Source organism: uncultured Nitratireductor sp., assembly GCF_913053745.1.
In the GTDB taxonomy this organism is placed as follows: domain Bacteria; phylum Pseudomonadota; class Alphaproteobacteria; order Rhizobiales; family Rhizobiaceae; genus Nitratireductor.
In genome coordinates, this window is the sequence record NZ_CAJXGF010000172.1 from 1 (window position 1) to 8,489 (window position 8,489).

Annotated in this window: 11 protein-coding genes; 6 read left to right on the top strand and 5 right to left on the bottom strand. The window is 62.3% G+C overall.

Annotation, left to right across the window (positions count from 1 at the left end):
* From QZ638_RS20445 to QZ638_RS20460, 4 genes are all read right to left on the bottom strand, one after another.
* A partial coding sequence (locus tag QZ638_RS20445; RefSeq protein ID WP_295813794.1) for a glucan biosynthesis protein occupies positions 1-1,289 on the bottom strand: 1,289 nt, incomplete at its 3' end.
* 69 nt (positions 1,290-1,358) lie between these two features.
* Positions 1,359-2,591: an OpgC family protein gene (locus QZ638_RS20450; protein WP_295813796.1), complete on the bottom strand. Its 1,233-nt coding sequence runs from the start codon at positions 2,589-2,591 to the stop codon at positions 1,359-1,361.
* Positions 2,592-2,719: 128 nt separating this feature from the next.
* Positions 2,720-3,262: a GNAT family N-acetyltransferase gene (locus QZ638_RS20455; RefSeq protein ID WP_295813798.1), complete on the bottom strand. Its 543-nt coding sequence runs from the start codon at positions 3,260-3,262 to the stop codon at positions 2,720-2,722.
* A gap of 4 nt (positions 3,263-3,266) precedes the next feature.
* Positions 3,267-3,851, bottom strand: a complete 585-nt coding sequence (locus QZ638_RS20460) for an XRE family transcriptional regulator (RefSeq protein ID WP_295813800.1) — start codon at positions 3,849-3,851, stop codon at positions 3,267-3,269.
* A 118-nt stretch (positions 3,852-3,969) separates the two neighbouring features.
* Here QZ638_RS20460 and QZ638_RS20465 point away from each other — a divergent pair, with 118 nt between their 5' ends.
* The 6 genes from QZ638_RS20465 to QZ638_RS20490 all read left to right on the top strand — a co-directional run bounded on the left by QZ638_RS20465 (position 3,970) and on the right by QZ638_RS20490 (position 7,688).
* Positions 3,970-4,635, top strand: a complete 666-nt coding sequence (locus QZ638_RS20465; protein WP_295813802.1) for a GntR family transcriptional regulator — start codon at positions 3,970-3,972, stop codon at positions 4,633-4,635.
* 213 nt (positions 4,636-4,848) lie between these two features.
* On the top strand, positions 4,849-5,454 hold the full coding sequence (locus tag QZ638_RS20470) for a biotin transporter BioY (RefSeq protein WP_295813804.1): 606 nt from the start codon (positions 4,849-4,851) through the stop codon (positions 5,452-5,454).
* Complete coding sequence (locus QZ638_RS20475; RefSeq protein ID WP_295813807.1) at positions 5,451-5,888, top strand: DUF1284 domain-containing protein; 438 nt, start codon at positions 5,451-5,453, stop codon at positions 5,886-5,888. Before QZ638_RS20470 ends, QZ638_RS20475 begins: the two co-directional genes overlap by 4 nt.
* Before the next feature lie 256 nt (positions 5,889-6,144).
* Entirely contained in the window at positions 6,145-6,615 is a 471-nt protein-coding gene (locus QZ638_RS20480) for a VOC family protein (protein ID WP_295813809.1), read from the top strand.
* A gap of 232 nt (positions 6,616-6,847) precedes the next feature.
* Entirely contained in the window at positions 6,848-7,060 is a 213-nt protein-coding gene (locus tag QZ638_RS20485; protein WP_090327267.1) for a cold-shock protein, read from the top strand.
* Between the two features lie 412 nt (positions 7,061-7,472).
* The gene (locus QZ638_RS20490) at positions 7,473-7,688 is read left to right on the top strand and encodes a cold-shock protein (protein WP_295813814.1); all 216 of its coding nucleotides are present in this window, start codon (positions 7,473-7,475) and stop codon (positions 7,686-7,688) included.
* Between the two features lie 226 nt (positions 7,689-7,914).
* Here QZ638_RS20490 and QZ638_RS20495 read toward each other — a convergent pair.
* Positions 7,915-8,489 (bottom strand): DNA helicase (locus tag QZ638_RS20495; RefSeq protein WP_295813819.1); only part of this gene is annotated, 575 nt, incomplete at its 5' end.

The following is an 8,489-nucleotide window of genomic DNA, read 5'->3' on the forward strand; positions in this document are numbered from 1 at the left end:
GGCTGACCGGGAATGCCGCCGGTGCCGGTGTAGGTGGCCAGGACGCGTCCGAGTTCCGCCGGAAACGGCTCCTGCGCCGTCCAGTAGAGACGGTAGTCGAACTGGAGCGGCCTGCCCGGCTCGACCGGCGCATCGGGCACCCAGTACATGACGATGTTATCGTGGATTTCGTCATCGGTCGGGATTTCGACGAGTTGCACCTGGCCGGAAGCCCACTCGTTGACCGGCTCGATCCATGCGGAAGGGCGGCGATCGTAAAAGACACCGTCGTCCTGGTAATGAGTGAACTCCCGATCGCGCTGAAGCAGGCCGAAGCCGCGCGGGCGCTCGTCCATGAAAGCGTTGGTGACGGTTTCGGGCGGGTTGTTCAGCGGCCGCCAGAGGCGTTCGCCATTGCCCATCCAGATGGCAAGGCCGTCGGAATCGTGGATCTCCGGCCGCCAGTCGACCGCCTGTCTGCGGTTCGTTTCGGAATACCAGTACATGGAGGTGAGCGGTGCGACGCCGAGCCGCTCGACGGGTTTGCGCGGATAAAGCCAGGAGGAGACCTCCATGACGGGGCCGTCGGCCTTTGCGCAATCGAACCGATATGCACCGGCGACGCTGGGGCTGTCGAGCAGGGCATAGACCACGGCGCGATCCGCTTCGCCTTCCACCCGTTCCAGCCAGATGCGGCTGAACCGGGGAAACTCCTCCGGCTTCGGCAAGGCGGTGTCGATGGCCAGACCGCGCGCGGAAAGGCCGTATTGGTTCAACTCGCCCGAAGAGCGGAAATAAGACGCGCCGAGGAAAGCGAGCCAGTCGGTCTTCTGCGAGGCCTCGTGCAGGCGAAAGCCGGAAAAGCCGATATTGTCCGGCAGCTCGCTTGCCGGATGGTCTTCGGGAAAGTCGAAATACTCCCGCCGGTAGAGCACCTCGCGGGCCTTGCCATTCTCGACGACGTGGATCAGAACCGGCTCCTGGAAATAGCGCCCCAGGTGAAAAAGTTGCACCGGTGCGCCACCCGCGCCATCGGTCCAGAGCGCATGGTCCTTGCGGAAACGGATCTGCTGGAAGGCGTCGTAATCAATCTTCTCCAAAATCTCGCCATGGGGCGAGCGACCATCCTGCCAGGGGCTTGCGGCAAGCGCTTCGGCCTCTTCTTTCAACAGATCGAAACTGAAGGGTTTTTCGGGACCGAAGGAAAGGCCCGAAGCGCCGGCGGCGGCAAACGCGCTGCCAGGCAGCCCCGCCACCAGTGAAGACGACAGCGCGAGCGAAAGAAAATCCCGTCGGTTGAAATCGGTCATGGATGTACAGTGTCCCTTGCTCATTCATGAAATGCTGGAGTGAAATCAGGCGAGCCGCCGGGCGGCGGCTCACTCGGCGGGTGCGGTTTTGGCCCTGGCATCGTCCGGCGACGCGCGCTCGCGCGCGAGCGAGAACTGGCTGAAGTAAGTCGCGCGCTCGCGATAAAGCGCGGGCACGGCGAGCGAGGCGATGGCCGAAAGAGCAATCGCGGTCTTGGTCCATTCCGAGAACGGGCCATAGTGATGCTCGAATCCTTTCAGCAGATAAATGACGACGACGTGCCAGGCATAAACCTGCAGCGAGTGACGACCGATGAGGCGCAGGAAGGAAAGGCTGAAGATCCAGCACAGCCCCCTGCCCAACGCCCGCACGATCCGGTTTTCCGATAGAGAACCGGCCATCACCATCCAGGCGACGAGATAGCCGGTCGCCAGAAAATTCAGGAGATAGACGAAGCTGAACTCGGTGCGGTTGTCCAGGCTGCGGAAGCGTTCCATCATCGGTTCGGGCAGCACCTTGAAGGTGAAACCGAAGCGGAACCCCATGAAGACGAGCACCAGAGCGAATGCAGTCCAGGCGAGTGCGGTGCGCCGCGGGTTCATCACCTCTTTCCAGTCGATCTTGCCGTCGGTCGTCAGCGCGCCGAGCACAAGGCCCGACATGAAGACCGCCTGCCATGCGAGCACATTGAAAGCCGTGCGGAACATTTCGCCTTCGTGAACCCGCTCGAGCAATGCGCGAATGCCGCCGGCAAGGGGAAAATGGAGACCGAGTTGGACGGCAGCCCATAGAAACGCGGAGAGCGCGCCAACCCACATCCAACGCCCCGTGACGCACAGCCAGATGAGCGGTGGCGACACGAGCATGTAGACAATGTATTGCGGCAGGATGTCCATATAGGTGGGCTGATAGAGGAGCAGCAACGAGGCAACCGCATAGAACGGATCGTGGTCGGCAAGGTCCCACAGCCACGGTTCCCAGTAGGTTGCGGAGGCACTCAGCACGAAGCCGAGCAGAAACACGATGGCGAGACAGGCAACCGCGTACCGATAGATTTCGAATGCGCGTTTTCTGACCTTGGCGGCACCGGCGGCATAACCGTCGCGGATCATGCGGCGGGCGTAGACCATTCCGACGAGCAGACCGGACAGAAACACGAAGCCCTGCGCGTCCTGAACGTAGCCCAGTTCGCCGTGATTGATTTTAACCAGCAGGTATCCACCAACGAACGTCAGATGGTTCAATACCATGAAGACGAGGAAGTATCCCCGCATGCCGTCCAGTATTTCCAGGCGTCGCATGATCTCTTTCGCAGATTTAGGGCCAGAACCCCGGAACCCCACTCGTGGACAAGCGCGCTTACCACGGTCGGGTTCCACCGCCGGCATCACGATCTGTTCGGGACGGTATCGGACGCGTGAAAGCGCGGTTACGAAATCAGCCGCTTGTACATCACCGTCGTGGCGTCCAGACGATCGAGGAACGGATCGCGGCAATAGCCGGGAATGACGCCGGCAACGTCGAAGCCGAGGGATGCGTATAATGGCTCGGCCTTGTCGCCGGTGCGCGTGTCGAGCGTGATGAGGCTGCGGCCGAGGCTGCGTGCCTCGATCTCCAACGCGCCCATCAGGGCACGGCCGATGCCGCGCCGGCGAAAGACGGGAGCGACCAGCAGCTTGGACGCTTCGGTGCGATGCGGCTGATTGGGCGGGGTGTCGACAACGAGCTGGACGGAACCGGCGAGATCGCCTGCCTGCCGCGCGATGAAGAGAACCCGCTCGCCGGAGGTCAGCGCCGGCAGGACTTTTGCGCGCCAGAAACGCTCTGCATCGTCCATGGTGAAGGGCGCGATGAAACCGACGCTCGCCCCGTCATGCACGCAAGCATGAAGAAGGCTCGCCAGTTCAGGCAGAATGCGCTCGGTTTCCTGGGCCGTCACGCGGTCTATGAAAAGGGAGGCTTTGTCTTGCATGGGATCACACCGTGAAAAGGAAATAGCGGGCGCCTGTCGCATGTCCGGCCTGCCCAACGGCCTCGAACCGGCTGGGACCGCGAAGCTGATAGCGAAGACAATCGCCGGGATGAAGCGTGTGGACCGCGCCATCGACCGTGATGCGAAGGGCGCCTTCAATCAGGATCAAGTGATGCTCCAGCCCCGGCCGGGGCGGCGCGTCGTATGAAATGCGGGCGCCAGGACGCAGCACTCCCTCCATCACCTCGCCGGCAAGCGCCCGGGCCGGCGGCGAGACGACGCGGCGGGCGAACCCGGATTGGGAATCCTCCCAGAGCGCCTGCGCCGTATGGGTTACGAGAGGCTCGAACTCCTCCTCGACGAGATGAATGAGGCGCGAGAGCGTCATGCCGTAGGCCGCGCAAAGCTTGCCCAGCACATTGGCGGTGGCGCTGACCTCCGCGTTCTCGAGCCGCGAAAGCGTGGCACGGCTGATGCCGCTCAAGCCGGCGAGGTCGTCGAGCGACCAGCCGCGCTCCCGGCGCAGCGCGTGCAAGCGCTCGGCAATGCGATGGTCAATGGTCTGGTTCGTTGGGGGCGGAGAATCCATATATGGGAAATTATCCCAAATATGAAAAACGTCAAGCGATGACGGATTCCCCCAACGCTTTCACCGACACAGAAGAACTGCGCTCGACAAATGCACCCGAAGCAAATTATCTATAATTATGAACGAACGCAAAGAGACCAAGGCCGCACAGATCGCCCGCACGCTCGCCGAGCGGATCGTGTCGGGCATGCTGGAGCCCGGTGCGCGGTTGCGACAGGACCATGTCGCCGAAGAATTCGGCGCCAGCCATGTGCCGGTGCGCGAGGCCTTTCGGCTGCTTGAAGCACAGGGGCTGGCCAAGAACGAGCCACGGCGCGGCGTAAGGGTGGCGGCGTTCGACCTGAACCAGGTTCGCGAGGTGGCGGAGATGCGGGCAGCCCTCGAGGTGCTTGCGCTCCGCAACGCTTCGCAGCATCTCACACCGGCGATCCTCGCGGCTGCCGAAGAAGCGACGCTGGAAGGGGATCGGGCACGCGACGTGACGGCGTGGGAGACCGCGAACCGGCGGTTTCACCGGATTCTGCTCACACCATGCGGCATGCCGCGCCTGCTGGCGGCAATCGACGACCTGCATGCAGCGAGCGCGCGTTTCCTCTTTTCGGCCTGGCGCTCGAACTGGGAAACCCGCACCGACCGCGACCACCGCGCGATCCTGGAGCACCTGCGGCGCGGCGAGGTGGACGCGGCCGCGGCGGTGCTTGCCCGGCATGTGCAGTGGATCGGGCGCAAACCGGTGGAAACGGCCTCCGGCAAGCGGCGCGAGGCGTTCGTCATCGAGGGCTGAACCGCCAACCATACCCCTGCCCCAACCGATCGCTTCCAACGCGCGCCGACAGCGCGGGCGGGCCCGAACGAGAGGCCTGGCGTGGGCGGCATCCGAGCGGATTAAGAGCGCGCAATTGCAGCGATTGCGCACATCCCTCTTGCCAAGCGCACGCGAATATGGACTCAATAATAGATGAATCAACATAATTATCTATAATTTAAAGGAGCTCCCATGTCGCAAAGTTTCGCACCCCAGCAGGCCCCCGGACTGATCGGCAAAGCCGGCGCGCTTCAGCTCGACCAGAAGTCGCTTGCCTTCAGGGCCAGCGCCGTCATGCTCGGCACACTGTTCCTCGCGGCCGCTTCGCGCATCGAAGTGCCGATGGTGCCGGTACCGGTCACGATGCAGACTTTCGCCGTGGCGATGATCGGCGCGCTTTACGGTGCGCGGCTGGGAACATTGACGATTCTCGCCTGGCTTGGGGAGGCGATGATCGGCCTGCCGGTTCTGGCTGGCGGTGCCGGTGGCCTTGCGCATTTCGCAGGCCCGACGGGCGGCTATCTGGCATCGTTCCCGGTCATGGCCCTGCTCGTCGGCGCGCTGAGGGAACGCGGCTGGAACGCCCAACGCCCCCTCCTCGCCTTCGCGTCCATGCTGGCGGCAAACGCGCTTTGTCTCGCCATGGGCGGCCTGTGGCTCGCCGGTCTTATCGGCACCGAAAAAGCCATCATGCTCGGCGTCGCGCCTTTCGTGATCGGCGGCGTGCTGAAATCGGCGCTGGGCGCGGCTTCGCTCGTGGCGCTGTCGCGCCTTGCAAAATGCGGCGACGCAGAATGACAGTGCGGCTGCGCGCGCATCATCTTCTGTGCATGCTGACTTATGTGGGGCGGGGCTACAGCCCCGCCTTCACCGCCAACTACGATCGGATTGTCGAGCGTCTCAATTCAGGCGAGCCGGTCCTCGTGATCGAGGGCCCGGACGACATATGCAGCCCGCTTCTGAACGAAGAGGCCCGGCCGCATTGTCTGAGTGCGCGCGTGCGCGAACGGGATGCGCGGGCCGCCATCGCGCTTACGCGCTGGCTCGACGACCCCGTAGAGGCCGGGCGGCGGCTGCGGCCGCACCGGAAATTGCTTGAGCGCATGCGCACCGCCTTTGCCGGAGGCAAGACGCGGCAGGCCTGCCTCGGTTGCGAATGGCGCTCCCTGTGCTCTTCCGTCGCCGCGAACGGATATGCAGGGACCCTGCTCGACGCCGGATCGGGCAACTGACAAGCCCTGTTGCCCCGCAGGGGATGGCGACGCCGGAGCGCAGGGCTGGGATGATGCTTCAGCGGCATCCGCACCGCTCCCCATGAGCAAGACCAGCCATTTGCGGAGGCATGTCCACACGGCAGTGCCAGCGAACCGGAGGAGCGCGCTTTCCGGAATGCCGATCGCGTCCAGAAAATGACCGTTACCAGTCGGAATGGCGACGTCCCATCCGTCCTTTTGCATACGGGCTGCATAGAAACGAAAGGACGAAGTCATGAAGGTGATTCAACATTTGTGGTTCGAGAAGGACATGGAGCGCGCGCTTCGTCTCTACACATCGCTCATCCCCGGCTCCACGATCGAGAGCCTGACGACGCTTCCCGCCGAGACGCCGAGCGGACCGGCGGGACGTGTGAAGATTGCGAGATTCAGACTCGGCGACCAGCGCTATCAGGGCATAGAGGCAGGGCCGCTGGATCCGTTCAATCACAGTTTCTCGATCATGATCGAATGCGAAACCCAGGCGGAGATCGATCGTCTTTGGGCTGCTCTGGGCAAAGAAGGCGAGACGGAGCATTGCGGCTGGCTCAAGGATCGCTGGGGACTTTGCTGGCAGATCGTACCCAGGCGACTTGGAGAGCTGGTGAACGATCCAGACCCGGCCACGGCGAGGCGCGTCACCGAAGCCATGCTTCAAATGGTGAAACTGGACCTTGCCGAGATCGAAGCCGCCGCGCGAGGCTGAGGCGCGGGACATCGTGGCACGAAGGCAGGGTCAATCGGGTCCGGGCTTAGTCTTGTAGCTATTTCCCTTTCGTGCCATAGATTCCTCCGCGCTCGGGTGATTGCAGACCCGGAGACTGGAAGCTTTATGATTTGGACGGCCCCTTTCCCCGATTTTCTTCAAACTCTCGAACCACCGCTAACCTGTGCGCGTTGCGCAGATGCGACCTCTCAAAGGGAAAAGGAGTTTCCCAATGGCCCAGACAGGCACCGTTAAATTCTTCAATGCGAGCAAAGGCTTCGGCTTTATCACCCCGGACGATGGCGCGAAGGATGTGTTCGTACACATCTCCGCAGTCGAGCGCTCCGGCATGACCACGCTTACCGATGGTCAGAAGGTTTCCTTCGAGGTCGAGCCCGATCGCATGGGCAAGGGCCCGAAAGCCGTCAACCTGTCGGCTGTCTGATCCCAAGACACCTTGCATGCAAGCATCGAGCGCGGCGTTCACTCGCCGCGCTTTTTCTTTGCCCGCACAGATTGCAAGCGCATCGTTCTTCGCAATTGGTATTATTCACAAAACTTTCGCTTGCTCCCCTGGACAAAATCGAAGAAGCTCCTTGCCATTCGGGCATTTGCCGGCCCGGAGACTGGAATGGCATGCCCTGGTAGCGGGTAGGAACGCCCCTCCGGGAAGTCGCGTCGAAGCAACGAGGACAAAATGTTCGTCCGGGCGAAAAGCCCGCACCACGGGTCCCGATGAAAGGCGCGAAGCTGACTGTTTCTTCTCCCCCAGTAAACGACCGATGAGCCATGGGACACAAACCCGTCAAGAGGTTGGCCCGCCGAAACCAGCATACAGGGAGAAAGGACTCCTTCCTATGTCGCAGAGTGGTACAGTAAAGTTCTTCAATCAAGCCAAGGGATACGGGTTCATCACCCCGGATGATGGCGAGAAGGACGTGTTCGTTCATATTTCCGCCGTTCAGGCTTCCGGATTGGCAGGCCTGGAAGACGGCCAGAAGGTCACATTCGAGACCGAGCCGGACAAGCGCGGCAAAGGTCCCAAGGCCGTCAACCTCGCGGTTGCGCCCTGACCCGGGCAAGCGGCGCCCGCTGAAGGCGCCACAAGCCCTGGCCTGCCCGCGTGGCAGGCCTTCCTGCTTCAAGGCAGGCCCCCCGAGACGCGCCAACAAGACCCGTCGCGCGCGCTTCGTTTCTTTCGCTCACATACAGACATTTCGGGCAGACGCCCAGTGAAACGCCACAAGGCGCGCCACTGCAAAACGCATGCGCAAAACGCTTCCCTTCCAACGGATCCGATTAACCCGTTCTTGCCGAGGCCTCAAAGCGCACTTCGCCATCGTTCAAGAAACAGGTTTTGTCGAACAGGGAGAGATCCAGGGGATTGGGCAGGCGAATGTCATCCATACCGGGGATAGCTTTGCCGGACAGATCGAAGGTGCGGTCGATCTGCGAAACGAAAACGAAAACGATGCCTCTTTCGCGACCGAACGTGCGCAATGCGCGCACCTGATCCGCCAGCGCAGGATTGGATCGCTTCTGATCGAGAAGCTGGAGATAGTCGATCACGGCCAGCGTGCCGCGCGGCGCATTTGCAAGGGTCCCCACAATGCGATCGGCACAAATGGTATCGGAACAATCGAATGTGAAGCGATCGGCGAAGCGGGCTGCCTGCGCTCCCAGCGTATCGAACCGCTCGACAATGTCGCGCTCGGTGTATTCCAACGTGAAGAACGCGCCGCGGCGACCATTGCGCAGCGCCTCGACCACGAGTTCCAGGGCCAGGCGTGTTTTGCCCTGTCCGGGTCGTGCCCCCAGCACCAGACAATCGCCCGGCACAAACTGGGGAAAGAGCACCGCCGCGGGCGAGCGCT

What these genes read in the sequence shown, in the direction of transcription:
- QZ638_RS20470 (WP_295813804.1), top strand. Translation starts at nt 4,849, where the DNA reads ATGTCGCAAAGTTTCGCACCCCAGCAGGCCCCCGGACTGATCGGCAAA.
- QZ638_RS20485 (WP_090327267.1), top strand. Translation starts at nt 6,848, where the DNA reads ATGGCCCAGACAGGCACCGTTAAATTCTTCAATGCGAGCAAAGGCTTC.
- QZ638_RS20475 (WP_295813807.1), top strand. Translation starts at nt 5,451, where the DNA reads ATGACAGTGCGGCTGCGCGCGCATCATCTTCTGTGCATGCTGACTTAT.
- QZ638_RS20490 (WP_295813814.1), top strand. Translation starts at nt 7,473, where the DNA reads ATGTCGCAGAGTGGTACAGTAAAGTTCTTCAATCAAGCCAAGGGATAC.
- QZ638_RS20450 (WP_295813796.1), bottom strand. Translation starts at nt 2,591, where the DNA reads ATGCGACGCCTGGAAATACTGGACGGCATGCGGGGATACTTCCTCGTC.
- QZ638_RS20460 (WP_295813800.1), bottom strand. Translation starts at nt 3,851, where the DNA reads ATGGATTCTCCGCCCCCAACGAACCAGACCATTGACCATCGCATTGCC.
- QZ638_RS20455 (WP_295813798.1), bottom strand. Translation starts at nt 3,262, where the DNA reads ATGCAAGACAAAGCCTCCCTTTTCATAGACCGCGTGACGGCCCAGGAA.
- QZ638_RS20480 (WP_295813809.1), top strand. Translation starts at nt 6,145, where the DNA reads ATGAAGGTGATTCAACATTTGTGGTTCGAGAAGGACATGGAGCGCGCG.
- QZ638_RS20465 (WP_295813802.1), top strand. Translation starts at nt 3,970, where the DNA reads ATGAACGAACGCAAAGAGACCAAGGCCGCACAGATCGCCCGCACGCTC.